Annotated in this window: 11 protein-coding genes; 5 read left to right on the top strand and 6 right to left on the bottom strand. The window is 57.0% G+C overall.

Annotated features, from left to right (window positions below):
* Positions 1-5: 5 nt before the first annotated feature.
* Positions 6-419 carry a MerR family transcriptional regulator gene (locus IE156_RS00935; protein WP_189390626.1) on the bottom strand — a complete coding sequence of 138 codons (414 nt, stop codon included), beginning with the start codon at positions 417-419 and terminating at the stop codon, positions 6-8.
* Between the two features lie 128 nt (positions 420-547).
* Between IE156_RS00935 and IE156_RS00930 the strand changes: the two genes are divergently transcribed.
* Positions 548-1,933 carry a dihydrolipoyl dehydrogenase gene (locus tag IE156_RS00930; RefSeq protein ID WP_189390625.1) on the top strand — a complete coding sequence of 462 codons (1,386 nt, stop codon included), beginning with the start codon at positions 548-550 and terminating at the stop codon, positions 1,931-1,933.
* Between the two features lie 86 nt (positions 1,934-2,019).
* On the opposite strand, the gene IE156_RS00925 is transcribed toward IE156_RS00930, so the two are convergent.
* Genes IE156_RS00925 through IE156_RS00905 form a run of 5 tightly spaced genes read right to left on the bottom strand, consistent with a single transcriptional unit; the run spans position 2,020 to position 7,976 of the window.
* Positions 2,020-2,631, bottom strand: coding sequence for an SCO family protein (locus IE156_RS00925; RefSeq protein ID WP_189390624.1), 612 nt, complete (start codon positions 2,629-2,631; stop codon positions 2,020-2,022).
* Positions 2,632-2,646: 15 nt separating this feature from the next.
* A complete protein-coding gene (locus tag IE156_RS00920; RefSeq protein WP_189390623.1) occupies positions 2,647-4,719 on the bottom strand; it encodes a M3 family metallopeptidase in 2,073 nt (690 codons plus the stop codon).
* A 15-nt stretch (positions 4,720-4,734) separates the two neighbouring features.
* Positions 4,735-5,598: a bifunctional methylenetetrahydrofolate dehydrogenase/methenyltetrahydrofolate cyclohydrolase FolD gene (gene folD, locus IE156_RS00915; RefSeq protein ID WP_189390622.1), complete on the bottom strand. Its 864-nt coding sequence runs from the start codon at positions 5,596-5,598 to the stop codon at positions 4,735-4,737.
* Positions 5,599-6,222, bottom strand: a complete 624-nt coding sequence (locus IE156_RS00910) for a response regulator transcription factor (protein ID WP_189390621.1) — start codon at positions 6,220-6,222, stop codon at positions 5,599-5,601.
* Positions 6,219-7,976, bottom strand: a complete 1,758-nt coding sequence (locus IE156_RS00905) for a PAS domain-containing sensor histidine kinase (protein ID WP_189390620.1) — start codon at positions 7,974-7,976, stop codon at positions 6,219-6,221. The genes IE156_RS00910 and IE156_RS00905 overlap by 4 nt, the downstream gene beginning before the upstream one ends.
* Before the next feature lie 267 nt (positions 7,977-8,243).
* On the opposite strand from IE156_RS00905, the gene aceE reads away from it, so the two are divergent.
* The 4 genes from aceE to folC all read left to right on the top strand — a co-directional run bounded on the left by aceE (position 8,244) and on the right by folC (position 15,932).
* On the top strand, positions 8,244-10,952 hold the full coding sequence (gene aceE, locus IE156_RS00900) for a pyruvate dehydrogenase (acetyl-transferring), homodimeric type (protein ID WP_189390619.1): 2,709 nt from the start codon (positions 8,244-8,246) through the stop codon (positions 10,950-10,952).
* An 11-nt stretch (positions 10,953-10,963) separates the two neighbouring features.
* A complete protein-coding gene (aceF, locus tag IE156_RS00895) occupies positions 10,964-12,661 on the top strand; it encodes a dihydrolipoyllysine-residue acetyltransferase (RefSeq protein WP_189390618.1) in 1,698 nt (565 codons plus the stop codon).
* 9 nt (positions 12,662-12,670) lie between these two features.
* Positions 12,671-14,449 carry a dihydrolipoyl dehydrogenase gene (lpdA, locus tag IE156_RS00890; protein ID WP_189390617.1) on the top strand — a complete coding sequence of 593 codons (1,779 nt, stop codon included), beginning with the start codon at positions 12,671-12,673 and terminating at the stop codon, positions 14,447-14,449.
* 91 nt (positions 14,450-14,540) lie between these two features.
* Entirely contained in the window at positions 14,541-15,932 is a 1,392-nt protein-coding gene (folC, locus tag IE156_RS00885; protein ID WP_189390616.1) for a bifunctional tetrahydrofolate synthase/dihydrofolate synthase, read from the top strand.
* Positions 15,933-15,949 lie beyond the last annotated feature (17 nt).

The raw sequence follows: 15,949 nt of genomic DNA, 5'->3' as shown, positions 1-15,949 counted from the left end.
CTGTGCTAGTTGCGTGAACCATGTACTGAGCAATGAGAGCCCTCCAGACCATCCAGAATCGGGCAGTCCGGCTGGTGATCCCCTTGGCATTGCTCGGCCAGTACGCGCAGCTTTGCAGCCATATCCAGCAGCAGGGCGGCGCGGCTTTCCAGTGTTTTGATATGGGACTGGGCCAGCTGCTTGACCTCGCTGCTGGGGCGTTGTTCATCCCGCCACAGGCTGGTCAGTTGCTGAATGTCGGCCAGATTGAAACCCAGGTCCTTGGCGCGAACAATAAAGAGCAAGGTATCCAGATCCCGAGTTTGATAGACGCGGTAACCATTGGCGGCCCGTTCGCTATTTAATAATCCCAGGTCTTCATAGTGCCGGATCATCTTGGGTGTCAGGCCGGTTACGCGGGCCGCTTCACTAATCAGCATGGGCTTTCCTCGGGCAGTGCAAGTGGACTGCGTTATGATTGAAAGGGTCAATTCTGCACATTGTAGAACGGGCGGTGAGGTAGGTCATTAGGCCCCTGATTGCCCCAGTACGAACTCAAGGAGCGTATATGAAAGAAATTCAGTGTGATGTGGCCGTGATAGGAGCGGGGACAGCGGGCATGACAGCGTATCGTACGGCCAAACGGGCTGGAAAAAAAACGCTGATGATCGAGTCGGGTCCCTACGGCACGATGTGCGCACGGGTTGGCTGCATGCCGTCCAAGCTACTGATTGCCGCTGCCGATGCGGCGCATCACGCGCGTCATACTGCTCCTTTTGGCGTGCATGTGGATGGCAATATCCGCATTGATGGCAAAGAAGTCATGGATCGGGTGCGCCGTGAGCGAGATCGTTTTGTGCAGTTTGTCCTTGATGATGTGGAAGGCTTTGACGCCGAAGACAAAGTGCGTGGCCATGCCCGCTTTGTGTCCGAGCATGTCTTGGAAGTGGACGATCACACCCGCATTACTGCAGGTCATGTGATTATTGCCACGGGTTCCTCGCCTGTGCGCCCCAAAGAGCTGGAAGCCTTGGGTGATCGCCTGATCAATAACGAAGACGTATTCAATTGGACGGACTTGCCCAAGCGGGTGCTGGTGGTGGGCTCAGGTGTTATTGGTCTGGAGTTAGGCCAAGCGCTGGCTCGTTTAGGCGTGGACGTTGCGATTATCAATCGCAGCCAAAGTCTGGCGGGTTTGTCTGACCCTGAGGTGCGCGAAGCGGGACGCGCTATTTTCACTCAGGAACTGAACTTGCGTGCCGATGTGGCCGTTCTGGGTAGTGAGCTGGTTGACGGCAAGGCGCGTGTGCGTTTGCAGATTGATGGCAAGGAAGTGGTCGAAGATTACGACTACGTGCTGGGTGCTGCAGGTCGCAGCCCCCAGCTGGACAATATGGGCCTGGAAAATACGCCGGTGCAATGGGATAGCAAAGGACGCGCGGTGTATGACACGGCCAGCTTGCAGCTTAAGGGCACATCCATCTATCTGGCGGGGGATGTCAATCAGCGTGCGCCTATTTTGCATGAGGCGGCTGATGATGGTCGTTTGGCCGCTCTGCAGGCTGTCAGCAATGGACAGGACGAACCTATGGCGCGTCGGGCCCGTATGGCGGTGGTCTTCAGCGACCCGCAGGTAGCGGTAGTCGGTACGCCCTTCAAGTCACTGCCAGAAGGCGCGGTGACGGGAAGCGTGAATTTTGGCAATCAAGGGCGCGCTCGCGTCATGCTGGTGAACCGTGGCTTGCTGCATGTGTATGCCGATAAGAATGGCACTTTTCTGGGGGCGGAGATGGTGGGGCCGCAGGCTGAGCACATTGCTCACTTGCTGGCCTGGTCTTTGCAGATGGGTCTGACGCTGGATCAAATGCTGGCTATGCCGTTTTACCATCCAGTACTGGAAGAAGGTCTGCGTACCGCCTTACGTCAGGCTCAGTCGGCTTTGCGAGACAAATAAACTGACATCGGTAAAGCTTGGGTGGTGCACTGCAAAACGGTGCGCCAAGCTGCTACTCAGGTAAAAGGCCAGAATTTGGCGCTTCCCTATGGCAGCAGACTACGCACGCCATCGGCCAGAACCTGTACAGATTCCGTATCGGGGGCCAAATACCGGGCCTTCCCTGTCTGATCGAAAATGTACACACCACGACTGTGGGAGACTTCGTAGTTTTCAGGCTTATTAGGGTCCGGCTTTTCTATTTGAAAGGCCACCCGGTAACGGCGTGCCAGATCCGTAATTTGTCTTTCCGATCCCGTTAGCCCGACGGTATGCTTGCCATCAAACGCGGCTACATAGCGGGCCAGTGAGTCGGGGGTGTCGCGGTGTGGGTCCACACTGACAAAGATGATGCGTACCTGCTCAGCATCACGACCTAGGTCTTCCATGACGGCACCGAGTTGAGCTAGGGTGGTCGGACAAATATCCGGGCAACTGGCATAGCCAAAAAACATCATGACGACTTTGTCTTTGAAGTCGTCCTGGGTGACGGTTTTGGGGCCAGCGGCTTGCAGAGAAAAGCGCAGATCAGGTAAGAAGCCACGTACGGGATGCAGATTGGCAGCGGCAACGCTGCCCGCCAGAAACAAGCCCAGCGCCAGCGTCAGGCCAAACTGCTTTAAGAAGACAAGAATGGGCTGGGCTGGGCAGGGTGTCATAGGCGTCCTCTGGGTTTAGGCGGGCTCTGGGGTAAGCCCGCTATGACGGAGCAGGGCGGTAATGGATGGATCGCGGCCACGGAAAGCGCGGAAGGAGTCGGCAGCAGGGCGCTCGCCCCCTACGGACAGAATCTCGCGCCAGAAGCGATGCCCCGTATTGCTGTCGAGCGTATCACGCGCCCCATCTGAGTGGGTATAGGCTTTTTCCTCAAAGGCCGAGTAGGCATCGGCCGACAGGACTTCTGCCCATTTGTAGCTGTAGTAACCCGCACCATAGCCGCCCGCAAACAAGTGCGAGAACTGATGCGGGAAACGGTGCCACTCGGGTGGAAACAGCACGGCTACTTCTTGGCGCACCTGACTGAGGATCTCCATGACAGCCTCGATACTCATGCCGCTGTCGCGCGAGTGGATCAACATGTCGAACAGGGAGAACTCCAGCTGACGCACCATTTGCATGCCGCTTTGGAAGTTGCGCGCCAGATTCAGCTTGTTGTAGAGCGAGCGGGGCAGATGTTCGCCAGTTTCGACGTGGGCGGTCAGCATCTGCACGACAGGCCATTCCCAGCAGAAGTTTTCCATGAACTGCGAAGGCAGCTCGATAGCGTCCCATTCCACGGCGGAGAAGGCCGAGGCGGCGGGATCGTCCACACGCGAGAGCAAGGTATGCAAGGCGTGGCCGGATTCATGGAACAGGGTGATCACATCGTCATGCGTCAGCAGGGCGGGGCGACCGGGCTGGGGTTCAGCGAAGTTGCACACCAGATAGGCAATCGGCAGGCACAGCTCTTCGCCCAGACGGCGGCGGCTACGCTCGCTATCAACCCAGGCACCGCCTTGCTTGCCTTGGCGGGCATGCAGGTCCATGTACAGATAGCCCAGCACTTTGCCATCCGATGCGATTACCTCAAAAGGACGCACAGCGGGATGCCAGGCAGGAATGTCGGCTGCACGCAGCGTCACGTCAAACAGGCGCTGGATTACTTTGAACAGGCCGCTTAGTACGGCAGGTTCCGTGAAGTACTGTTTGACCTCATCTTCCGAATAGGCGTAGCGCTGTTCGCGCAGGCGCTCGGCGCAAAAGGGCACGTCCCAGGCTTGTAATGTTTCCAGGCCCAGTTCTTTCTGGGCGAAGGCTTGCAGTTCGTCCAGGTCCTGGCGGGCATAGGGGCGGGCCTTGTTGGCCAGATCGCGCAAGAAGCTCATCACCTGTTCAGGGGTGTCAGCCATGCGGGTTTCCAGACGCATATGGGCGTAGCTGGCAAAGCCCAGCAGGCTGGCTTCCTGGGCGCGCAGGTCCAGCAAAGTTTCAATAGCCTGGGAGTTATCAAATTGAGCATCACCTTGCTCGGACGCAATGGTGGTGTAGGCTCGATACATCAATTCACGCAGTGTCTGATTGCGTGCGTATTGCATGACAGGCAAATAGCAGGGCATTTTCAGCGTCAGACGCCAGCCTGTTTGCTCATTGTCTTGTGCAGCACGTTGGGCAGCAGCCAGAACGTCATCGGGGACGCCGGCCAGCTCGGCCTGATCGGTGATCAGGTAATGCCATTGGTCAATGGCGTCCAGAACGTGCTCGGAGAACTGCTGCGAGGTCTGAGCCAGTTCGTCGGAAATACGGGCGTAGTCGTCACGCGCCTGGCCTTCCAGTTGCACGCCGCTCAAGCGGAAATCACGCAGGGCCAGGGTAATGATACGTTGGCGCTGGGGGCTTAGATTGGCGAACGCAGGGCTGTCTGCCAGGGCCTGATAACGCTGGAATAAAGGCCGGTTCAAGCCCACCCAGGTCGAGAACTCGCTCATGCGCGGCAAGCACTGGTTGTAGACCGTGCGCAGCTCGGGCGTATTGATGACCGAGTTCAGGTGACCGGCCACCGACCAAGCACGATACAAGGTTTCGGTGGCATCGGTGATGGGCTCGACGATGGTGTCCCAACTGGGTTCGCTATCGTCGTTGGAGACTGTGTCTACGGCTTGGCGGGCCAGCTCCAGTAGATGATCCACCGCCTGCTCAATGTGCTCAGGCTGGATGGCGGGATAGTCAATCAGGCTGTCGATAGGAACCAGTAAGGGATTTGTCGTCATAAACCGTTAGTTAATTTAAAGACTGATGTTGGCCGAGCGTTCGGCCGCTTCCAAGGTGTTGACCAGCAGCATGGCAATGGTCATGGGGCCGACGCCACCGGGCACGGGAGTAATGGCCGAGGCTACGGCGCTGGCGCTGGCAAAATCCACGTCACCGCACAGCTTGCCGTCTGCGCCACGGTTGATACCTACGTCGATCACGACGGCACCGGGCTTGACCATATCGCCAGTAATGATGCCGGGACGGCCAACGGCCGCCACCAGCACGTCGGCGCGGCGGGTTTGAGCCGCCAGATCGCGTGTTTTGGAGTTGCACAGGGTCACGGTGGCACCCGCAGCCAGCAAGAGCATGGCCATGGGTTTACCGACGATATTGCTGGCACCGACGATCACGGCTTCGGCACCGCGTAGCGTCACGTTTTCGGATTCCAGCATCTTCATGACACCGTAAGGCGTGCACGGTGCAAACAAAGGCTTGCCAGTCATCAGCATGCCCGCATTGCTGACGTGAAAACCGTCCACGTCTTTGTGCGGGGCAATGGTTTCAATGACCTTGTGCTCGTCCAGATGGGCGGGCAGGGGCAATTGCACCAGAATGCCGTGTACCGAGCTGTCCTGATTCAGGCGGGTAATCAGGGCCAGCAATTTGGTTTCGGTGGTGTCCGCGGGCAGGCGGATGATTTCGGACTTCAGGCCGGCGGCTTCGCAGGCCAGGCCCTTGTTGCGTACATACACCTGGGAGGCCGGATCTTCACCGACCAGCACCACGGTCAGACCGGCCTGGATACCGTGTTTTTGTTGCAAGGCCTGGACGCGTTGTGCGACGTCTTCCTTGATTTGAGCGGACAGCTTTTTTCCATCAATAATGCGAGCACTCATTTACGCATCCTCGGACTTGGTGAGGGCGATTTTCATGAGGTCGGCAACCGTAGTAACTTCCAGTTTTTCCATGATATTGGCGCGGTGCGCTTCGACAGTTTTAATGCTGATATTCAAGTCCCCAGCAATCTGCTTGTTCAGACGGCCGGCAACAATGCGCTCCAGCACTTGCTGCTCACGGGCGGTCAGGCGACCCAGGACTTCTTGTTGATCTTTTTGTACCTGCGCCTGCGAGGCGCGAGTCGTGGCTTGTTCGATCATGCGACCCACAATGGTGCGCAGATCGGCTTCGTTAAACGGTTTTTCCAGAAAATCGATGGCCCCTTTTTTCATGGTGCTCACGGCCATAGGCACGTCGCCGTGGCCGGTAATGAACACAATCGGGATAGACGATTTGCGGGCAATCAAGGCTTCTTGAAGCTCCAGGCCGCTCATGCCGGGCATACGCACGTCCACAATCAGGACGGCCACTTGTGCGGGGTCATAAGCGCCTAAAAACTCTTCGCCCGATGCAAAGCAGCGGACCCGGTAGCCGTTGGCTTCCAATAGCCAGCGCAAGGAGTCCCGTACGGCTTCGTCGTCATCGACTACGTAAATGGTGCATGGCATTTGCGGGCTGGTCATTCGGGTATCTCCAGTTTGTTATCAAGGGTGTCCGCTACATCGGGTGCCGCACAAGGTAGACTGAAACGGAAAATCGTTCCACCCTCTGGATTGCCGACTGCCCACAGGCGGCCGTGATGCGATTCAATAATTGTGCGACAGATATTCAGGCCCATCCCCAGGCCTTCGGACTTGGTACTGTAAAACGGTTCAAAGAGGCGCTCGGGATCTTTCAGGCCATGACCACGATCGATCACGGCCATCTCTAAAAGCGATTCTTGTTGGCTGATCACCAGGTGGAGCACGTGATGTTCACTGTGTTCCATGGCTTCGATCCCATTTTTGAGCAGATTCAATAATACCTGTTCTATGAGAATGGGGTCGGCAATGACGTCAGGAACGGGATCAGGAATGCTTAATTCGATCTCGATTTGGCGCTTGCGGGCGTCGATTTCAGCAAAGCTGACGGCGTTTTCCACAATACGCATCACTTTGGCACGGGTGCGGCGGGGTTCGCTACGCTTTACGAACTCGCGAATGCGGCTGATGATCTTGCCGGCACGCTCGGCTTGCTGCGCGGCTTTTTCTAGTGCGGCCAACAAGGTTTCGGGCTGATAGCGGCCGGACTTGAGCATAGCCACGGCCCCCATGCTGTAGTTATTGATGGCCGTCAGGGGTTGGTTCAATTCGTGCGCCAGGGACGAGGCCATTTCACCCATCGTGGTCAGGCGGCTGGTCAACTGCACTTTTTCCTGCTGGATTCGCGAGGCCTCTTCATGTTTGCGGCGGTCCGTAATGTCGCGCGCCACTTGCAGACGTACGCGGCGTCCGTCTGTCCAGGCCAGCATGCGATGGTGGACTTCAAACCAGCGGGCAGCGGACTCAGAGTAAATCTCCACGGTTTCATCGGTGAAGCGTCCCAGGCGGCCACCCAGCAATTCGGCGTGGCCGTTGGACTGGGCACCAAAGAAGCGACGATAGGTGCGGTTGGCAAACAGCAGCTCCAGACCGTCCGAGGTATCGGCCACTACAGAGATCGCATCGTCCAGACCTTCCAGCACCGTCATGAAACGCTCGTGTGCGGCGGTCAAGGCTTCGCGAATACGTTTAGGCTCGGTGATGTCCGTCATGGAAGTCATCCAGCCGATTTGTTCGCCGTTGGGGGCGCGCAGCGGCGAGACATACATACGGGCGGTAAAGCGCGAACCGTCACGACGTTGGGCTTCTACTTCCAAGCCACTGCTGGGGGTGCGGCCCGAGAGCAAAAGGTCCAGGGTTTCCTGATGCTGTTGATGACGGCCCGGTAACCAGTAAGGGAAGGGGGCGGTGCGTCCAACCAGATCGGCCTCGTTCCAGCCGATCATCCTACAGAAAGCCGGGTTCACATACGCAATGCGCCCCTGCATATCAAAAACGCGCATCCCGGTGGACATGGAGTTTTCCATGGCACGCCTAAAACCGGTCTCGGCTGTCTGGGCGGCTTCGGCATGGGTGCGAAAACGGGTGTAGCGCCAGAGCGCCAACAAGCTGACCACAATCACCAGAGACAGGGCCAGGATCACCATCATCAGGCGTTGCTGACGTGTTTCCTGGTCGATGGTCACAAACATGACGCTATCGTTTTGCAGGCGTTGCAGCCACAGGAACACCCCCATGACACAGAGGTAGAGAAACAGCACAACAACCGGTGTCAACCAATAGAATCCGCGGCGATTCTGTTTGGCCTGATCATAGAAGGTTGAAGGGATGAGAGACTTTTTAGAATGAGTGGCCATGACTGCACGAATAGGAGTATGGCTGGATTGTAATGTAGCGCTATTTTTTTTAGTGATATTTCGTATTATGAAAACACATACCATAAAATGAAATTTCGCTTGAGCGTTTGAGCGTTCTTTCCTAGAATGGTTCGGTGCAGGCGTACCCCGCCTTGAACGCTCACAGTCCGCAAAACCCGCTTCGGTCAGGATCGCTTTACTTCTTATTAGATGGGCGGCTCAGCGTCGAGCAAGACCGGACTACTACCACATATATGGAGACACTATATGTCCTCAACCCAAGACAATAGTTCGGCTCAGGTCAGTCAAGACCAAGCCCTAGAAACAAAAGAGTGGCTTGACGCCCTGGAAGCGGTGGTGGATCGCGAAGGCCCGGCCCGCGCCCATGATCTGATCGAGAAGCTGATCGATCTGGCCCGCCGTTCCGGTGCCCACATCCCGTTCTCGCCCAACACGGCTTATGAGAACACAATTCCTCCCGGCCTGGAACCTGCCCATCCCGGTAATCTGGTTCTTGAAGAGCGTATCCGTTCCTACATTCGCTGGAACGCCATGGCCATGGTCGTGCGCGCTAACCGCGAAACCCCGCCCGATGGTGGTGGTCTGGGCGGTCACATTGCCTCGTTTGCCTCGCTGGCCACCATGATTGGCTGCGGTCAAAACCACTTCTGGCACGCCGAGACCGAAGATCGCGGCGGCGATATGGTGTTTTTCCAGGGCCACTCATCGCCCGGTATCTACGCCCGCGCCTTCATGGAAGGCCGTATCTCCGAAGATCAGCTGAATAACTTCCGTCAGGAAGTTGATGGCAAAGGCTTGCCGTCCTACCCGCATCCTAAGTTGATGCCCGAATTCTGGCAGTTCCCCACCGTCTCCATGGGCTTGGGCCCACTGATGGCGATTTACCAGGCTCGTTTCCTGAAGTACCTGCATGCCCGTGGCATTGCTGATACCAGCGGCCGTAAAGTTTGGGTGTTTCTGGGCGACGGCGAGATGGACGAACCCGAATCCTTGGGCGCCATTGGTCTGGCTGCACGTGAAAAACTGGACAACCTGATTTTCATCGTGAACTGTAACTTGCAGCGTCTGGACGGTCCTGTGCGCGGTAACGGCAAGATCATCCAGGAACTGGAAGGCACCTTCCGTGGCGCTGGCTGGAACGTGCTCAAGCTGATTTGGGGTGGTTATTGGGATCCCTTGTTGGCTCGCGATAAAGAAGGCATTTTGCGCAAAGTCATGGAAGATACCGTGGACGGCGAGTACCAGGCCTACAAAGCCAACGACGGTGCCTACGTTCGTGAACACTTCTTTGGCAAGCACCCCAAGCTGCTGGAAATGGTCAGCCGCATGAGCGACGAAGATATCTGGCGCTTGAACCGTGGTGGTCATGATCCACACAAAGTGTTTGCAGCCTTTGATTCGGCCAGCAAGCACGAAGGTCAGCCTACCGTCATCCTGGCCAAAACCATCAAAGGTTACGGCATGGGTCACGTTGGCCAAGCCAAGAACCCTTCGCACCAGCAAAAGAGCCTGGATCTGGACGCCGTGCGCGAATTCCGCGACCGTTTCAATATCCCGGTTCCTGACGACAAATTGGAAGAGCTGCCGTACTTTAAGCCTGCCGACGATTCGCCAGAAATGCAGTACTTGCATGCCCGTCGCCAAGCCTTGGGTGGTTACCTGCCTAAGCGCCGCAACAAGGCCGACGAACAGCTGACCGTACCTACACTGGACGCGTTCAAGCCCATGCTGGAAGCGACTGCCGAAGGCCGTGAGATTTCCACGACCCAAGCGTTTGTGCGTTTCTTCAACACCTTGCTGCGCGACAAGCAAGTAGGCCCTCGTGCTGTACCTATCCTGGCTGACGAATCCCGTACGTTTGGTATGGAAGGTCTGTTCCGTCAGATCGGTATTTACGCACCTGAAGGCCAGAAGTACACCCCGGTTGATAAAGACCAGGTCATGTACTACCGCGAAACGGCCAACGGTCAGTTGTTGCAGGAAGGTATTAACGAACAGGGTGCATTCAGCTCCTGGATTGCGGCGGCGACGTCGTACTCCAACAGCAACCGCATCATGATCCCGTTCTTCATTTACTACTCCATGTTCGGCTTCCAGCGCTTTGGCGACTTGGCCTGGGCAGCGGGTGACATGAAGGCGCGTGGTTTCGTACTGGGCGGCACCGCTGGTCGTACCACTCTGAACGGTGAAGGTCTGCAGCACGAAGATGGTCACAGCCATATTCAGTCCTCGCTGATTCCTAACTGCGTATCCTACGACCCCACTTTCTCGCACGAAGTGGCTGTCATCATGCAGCACGGTTTGAAGCGCATGGTTCAAGACCAGGAAGACGTGTACTACTACGTCACCCTGATGAACGAGAACTACGCTCAGCCAGGCTTGGTCGATGGCGACGAAGACGGCATTTTGCGCGGTATGTACAAATTCAAGTCCGTGGCCAAAGACAGCAAGCTGCGCGTTCAGCTGATGGGCTCGGGCACGATTTTGCGCGAAGTCATCGCTGCACAAGATTTGCTGGAAAAAGACTGGGGCATTGGCTCTGATGTCTGGAGCGTCACCAGCTTTACCGAATTGCGTCGTGATGGTCTGGATTGCGAACGTGCTGCTTTGTTGAACCCGGAAGGCAAGGATCTGCCCGTACCGTACGTGACCACTCAGCTGCAGAAAACCGACGGTCCTATCGTGGTCTCTACCGACTACATCAAGGCCTACGGCGATCAGATCCGTCCGTTCGTGCCTAAGGATCGCACCTACAAAGTGCTGGGTACTGATGGTTTCGGCCGTTCCGACTTCCGCTTCAAGCTGCGTGAGCACTTTGAGGTTGATCGTCACTTTGTGGTGTTGGCTGCTCTGCGTGCGCTGGCTGAAGAGGGCAAGATTCCATTTAGCAAAGCGTCCGAAGCGATTGCCAAATATGGCATCAATCCTTCCAAGGCTAACCCGCACCACGCATAAGGGACTGAACCATGAGCAATATCATTCAAGTCAAAATCCCGGATATCGGTGCTGACGACGCTGTCGAAGTGATCGAAATTCTGGTTAAGGAAGGCGAGACCATTGAGGTCGAACAGAGCCTGATTACAGTGGAATCCGACAAGGCTTCCATGGAAATCCCATCGTCTGCCGCTGGTGTGGTCAAGTCCATCAAGGTCAAGCTGGGCGATAAGGTCAAGGAAGGCAGTCTGGTTCTGGAACTGGAAGCCGCAGAGGGCGCACAGGCTGCGCCTGCTGCCGAGCCTGCCAAGGCCGAAGCAGCTCCCGCTCCTCAAGCCGAACCCGCCAAAGAAGCGGCTCCGGCAGCTGCTGCTGCCGCCCCAGCGGGTGCTGAGCAGCAGGTGACGGTGCAAGTGCCTGATATCGGCGACGCCCGCGATGTGGACGTGATCGAAATCATGGTTCAGGTCGGTGACACCATTGAGGTGGACCAAAGCCTGATCACCGTGGAATCAGACAAAGCGTCCATGGAAGTGCCGTCCTCACACGCTGGTGTGGTGACAGCCGTCAAAGTAAAGCTGGGTGACAAGGTTAGCCAAGGTAGCGACATTCTGGAGGTAACCGTACAAGGTTCCGCTCCGGCTGCCGCGCCTGCCAAACAAGCTGAAGCCGCAGCCGCGCCTGTGGAGGCTCCGGCCGCCGCAGCGCCAGCCGTTGCTTCGTCCTCGGTCGTGGTCGGAGCTGGTGCACCTGCTCCTGAGCGTGTGTCGCCTACGGCTGCGTTTGCTCAGGCTGACGCTACCTTGCGCAACCTGCCTCATGCCTCGCCTAGCGTGCGTAAGTTCGCGCGCGAATTGGGTGTGGACCTGGGTAAGGTTCACGGTTCGGGCAATAAAGGCCGTATTACGGTTGATGACGTGCGCGGCTTTGTGAAGCAAGCCATGGCAGGTGGTGCGGCGCCGGTAACGGCTGCCGGTACCGCTGCTCAAGTCGGTGGTCTGGACGTTCTGGCATGGCCTAAAGTCGACTTTGCCAAGTTTGGTGAGGTCGAGACACGTGCTTTGTCGCGTATCAAGAAAATCTCGGGTGCCAACCTGCATCGCAACTGGGTCATGATCCCTCATGTCACCAACAACGATGTGGCGGACATCACCTCTTTGGAAGCCCTGCGCAAAGAGCTGAACGAGGAATTCAAGAAATCCGGTGCTCGCGTCACCATGCTGGCTTTCGTCATCAAGGCGGCCGTTGCTGCCCTGAAGAAATTCCCCGAGTTCAATGCCTCGCTGGACGGCGACAATCTGGTGCTGAAACAGTACTACCACATCGGCTTTGCGGCTGATACGCCTAATGGCCTGGTGGTTCCTGTTATCCGTGATGCCGACAAGAAAGGCCTGCTGGATATCGCCCGCGAAACAGGCGAACTGGCTGCTGCTGCTCGTGATGGCAAGCTGAGCGCTGCGCAAATGCAAGGCGGTTGCTTCACCATTTCCTCGCTGGGCGGTATTGGCGGTACGGACTTCACACCCATTATCAATGCGCCAGAAGTGGCCATTCTGGGTCTGTCGCGTTCCTCCATGCAGCCTGTCTGGAATGGTAAGGAATTCGAGCCTCGCTTGATGCTGCCACTGTCCTTGTCCTACGATCACCGCGTCATTGACGGTGCTTCGGCGGCCCGTTTCAATGCCTTCTTGGCAACGATGCTGGCTGATTTCCGCCGCATCGCACTGTAAGGAGTTGCCATGAGTCTGATTGATCTGACAGTCCCCGATATCGGTGACTCCGGCGAGGTCGATGTTATCGAAGTGCTCGTGCAAGTAGGCGACACGGTCGAGGTCGAGCAAAGCCTGATTACGGTCGAATCCGACAAGGCCTCCATGGAAATCCCTGCCGCACAGGCAGGGGTGATCAAGGAGCTGCTGGTCAAAGTGGGCGACAAAGTCTCCCAGGGTTCGGCTATTGCCAAAATCGAAGTGGCTGAGGGCCAAGCGGCTCCGGCCGCCGCTGCCAAACAGGACACGCCTAAAGCGGCTGTTCCCGCGGCCGCTGCAGCCCCGGCTGCTGCGGCCGCACCGGCTCCCCAGGCTGCCAGCCATCAGGGCGGCTCGGATGATTCCGTGGATGTGGTCGTGCTGGGCGCAGGCCCCGGCGGCTACAACGCAGCCTTCCGTGCGGCTGATCTGGGCCTGAAAGTGGCTCTGGTCGAGCGTTACAGCACCTTGGGTGGTGTGTGTCTGAACGTGGGTTGTATTCCTTCCAAGGCTCTGCTGCATACTGTGGCGGTCTACGAGGAAGCCAAATCCCTGGCAACGCACGGCATCAAGTTCGGCGAAGCGCAAATCGATATCGATGCGCTGCGTGACTACAAGAACAAGGTGATCGGCAAGCTGACCGGTGGTCTGGCCGGTATGGCCAAGGGCCGCAAGGTACAGGTAGTAGTCGGTAACGGCCAGTTCCTGGACCCCAATCACATCGAAGTGACCGCCAATGACGGCACCAAGAAAGTGATCAAGTTCGGTTCGGCCATTATTGCGGCCGGCAGCCAGTCGGTAAAACTGCCGTTCCTGCCTGATGATCCACGTGTTGTGGATTCCACGGGTGCTCTGGAACTGAAGTCTGTGCCCAAGCGCATGCTGATTGTGGGTGGTGGCATCATCGGTCTGGAAATGGGTACGGTGTACTCGGCTCTGGGCGCACGCCTGGACGTGGTGGAAATGCAAACCGGCTTGATGCCGGGTGCAGACCGCGACGTGGTCAAGGTGTGGGAGAAGATGAACAAGCACCGCTTCGATCACATGATGCTGGAAACCAGCACGGTGGCTGCTGAGGCACGTGAAGATGGCATCTGGGTTACGTTTGAAGGCAAGAACGCTCCGGCTGAGCCACAGCGTTACGATCTGGTTCTGCAAGCCGTGGGCCGCTCGCCCAATGGCAAGAAGGTCGGTGCCGAGAAAGCCGGTGTGCAGGTGACGGACCGTGGTTTTATCCAGGTCGATCAACAGCAACGTACCAACGTGCCGCACATCTACGCGATTGGCGACATCGTGGGTCAGCCCATGCTGGCGCATAAGGCCGAGCATGAAGCGCATGTGGCCGCTGAAGTCATCGCCGGTGAAAAATCTTTCTTTGACGCTCGAGTGATTCCTTCGGTGGCCTACACCGATCCGGAAATTGCCTGGGTGGGTCTGACAGAAGATCAGGCCAAGAAAGATGGCATCAAGGTCGAGAAGGGCGTATTCCCCTGGGCTGCATCCGGTCGCGCAATTGCGAACAACCGCGACGAAGGCTTCACCAAGGTTCTGTTTGATGCTGAAACTCACCGTATCGTGGGTGGTGGTATCGTCGGCACCAACGCAGGCGAACTGATTGGTGAGCTGGTCTTGGCAATTGAAATGGGTGTAGATCCCGTTGATTTGGCTAAATCCATCCACCCGCACCCCACCTTGTGCGAGTCGGTCAGTAAAGCGGCCGCCATCGTTGAAGGGACCTGCACGGATTTACCGCCCGCACGTCGCAAGTAATACCAGTGTCAGCCTAGTTGTTAAGGCGTGCTGGACCACGGCAGGTGCTATCATCAGCGCCTGCCGTTTTTTTTTGTAATTGGTGTTGTCAATGACTAATCCTGTTCTGAAAGCCGACTCCTCGTTGAGCGAGTGGCTGTCCTATTTGGAAACCTTGCATCCTTCGGCCATTGATTTGGGACTGGGGCGGATTCGCGAGGTTGCCGAACGTCTGAACTTGAAGCTGGATTCGGTAGTCATTACGGTAGGTGGCACCAATGGCAAAGGCTCGACCTGCGCCATGCTGGAAGCGATTTTGCTGGCGGCGGCCTATAAGGTGGGCGTGTATGCCTCGCCGCATCTGGTGCGCTACAACGAACGTATTCGTCTGAATGGCGAAATGGCTGATGATGCGCAGATCACGGCGCAGTTTGCCCGCATCGATGCCGCTCGAGGCGAGCTGACGCTTACATACTTCGAGTTCTCCACGTTGGCGGCCCTGTTGCTGTTTCAGGAGCAACGCGTTGATGTGGCCGTGCTGGAAGTGGGCCTGGGTGGACGGTTGGACGCCGTCAATATCATTGATGCGGATTGCTCAGTCATTACCAGCATCGATATCGATCATGCTGAGTACCTGGGCAATACCCGGGAGCAGGTGGCCTGGGAAAAGGCCCATATTTTCCGCAAGGATCGTCCTGCAATTTGTGCCGACCCGATTCCACCCCAGACCATGCTGGACTATGCCGAGGAAGTTGGTGCCCAGTTGTGGCTGTTTGGTAAAGATTTCAACTATTCGGGCGACCGTCAGCAATGGGCTTACGGTGGACGCAATCAGCGACGTGCCGCTTTGGCGTATCCAGCCTTGCGAGGCGCTAACCAATTACTGAATGCCTCTGCGGCGTTAGCGGCCCTTGAATCTTTGCATCCCCGACTGGCCGTGCCAGCACAAGCTGTGCGCGCAGGATTGTTGCGTGCGCAGACGCCGGGTCGTTTTCAGATTCAGCCCGGTTTGCCATGCATCATTTTCGATGTCGCCCATAATCCCCATGCTGCTGCGGCTCTGGCGCAGAACCTGGATAATATGCCGGCTTATCCCAAAACCATTGCGGTGGTGGGAATGTACAAGGATAAAGATGTGGACGGGGTGATCGCCCGTATGGCAACACGTATTGACCATTGGATGTGTGCCAGCCTGGAGGGGCCTCGCAGTTTGTCGGGTGACGATTTGGCGGCGCATGTTCGTACTGTGCTAGCCCAAGGAGAGGCGCCTGATGATGTACTGGCACCGGAAGCGGAATCCAGTGCTCATCGCCCCGGAGTTCGGCCTGCGGCTCGCGCTTCGGTCAGTAAAGCGTCAGCCGTCGTATCCAGTTACAACAGTCCTCAGCTCGCTTACGAGGCGGCACTAAAAGAGGCCAGTGACAATGATAGAATTGTCGTGTTTGGCTCGTTTGCGACGGTAGGGCCGATTCTTGAAGCCGCAAACAGTCGTTCATCTTCCTGAATATCGGTAAGACTGCT

The sequence above is a fragment of the Alcaligenes pakistanensis genome, from assembly GCF_014652815.1.
GTDB lineage: Bacteria > Pseudomonadota > Gammaproteobacteria > Burkholderiales > Burkholderiaceae_B > Alcaligenes > Alcaligenes pakistanensis.
The sequence above is the reverse complement of the archived record's forward strand: the minus strand, read 5'-3'. Positions and strand labels throughout refer to the sequence as shown.

Coding starts and splice junctions, on each gene's coding strand:
- IE156_RS00920 (WP_189390623.1), bottom strand. CDS start 4,719: ATGACGACAAATCCCTTACTGGTTCCTATCGACAGCCTGATTGACTAT.
- IE156_RS00930 (WP_189390625.1), top strand. CDS start 548: ATGAAAGAAATTCAGTGTGATGTGGCCGTGATAGGAGCGGGGACAGCG.
- folD (WP_189390622.1), bottom strand. CDS start 5,598: ATGAGTGCTCGCATTATTGATGGAAAAAAGCTGTCCGCTCAAATCAAG.
- IE156_RS00925 (WP_189390624.1), bottom strand. CDS start 2,631: ATGACACCCTGCCCAGCCCAGCCCATTCTTGTCTTCTTAAAGCAGTTT.
- aceE (WP_189390619.1), top strand. CDS start 8,244: ATGTCCTCAACCCAAGACAATAGTTCGGCTCAGGTCAGTCAAGACCAA.
- IE156_RS00910 (WP_189390621.1), bottom strand. CDS start 6,222: ATGACCAGCCCGCAAATGCCATGCACCATTTACGTAGTCGATGACGAC.
- lpdA (WP_189390617.1), top strand. CDS start 12,671: ATGAGTCTGATTGATCTGACAGTCCCCGATATCGGTGACTCCGGCGAG.
- aceF (WP_189390618.1), top strand. CDS start 10,964: ATGAGCAATATCATTCAAGTCAAAATCCCGGATATCGGTGCTGACGAC.
- folC (WP_189390616.1), top strand. CDS start 14,541: ATGACTAATCCTGTTCTGAAAGCCGACTCCTCGTTGAGCGAGTGGCTG.
- IE156_RS00935 (WP_189390626.1), bottom strand. CDS start 419: ATGCTGATTAGTGAAGCGGCCCGCGTAACCGGCCTGACACCCAAGATG.
- IE156_RS00905 (WP_189390620.1), bottom strand. CDS start 7,976: ATGGCCACTCATTCTAAAAAGTCTCTCATCCCTTCAACCTTCTATGAT.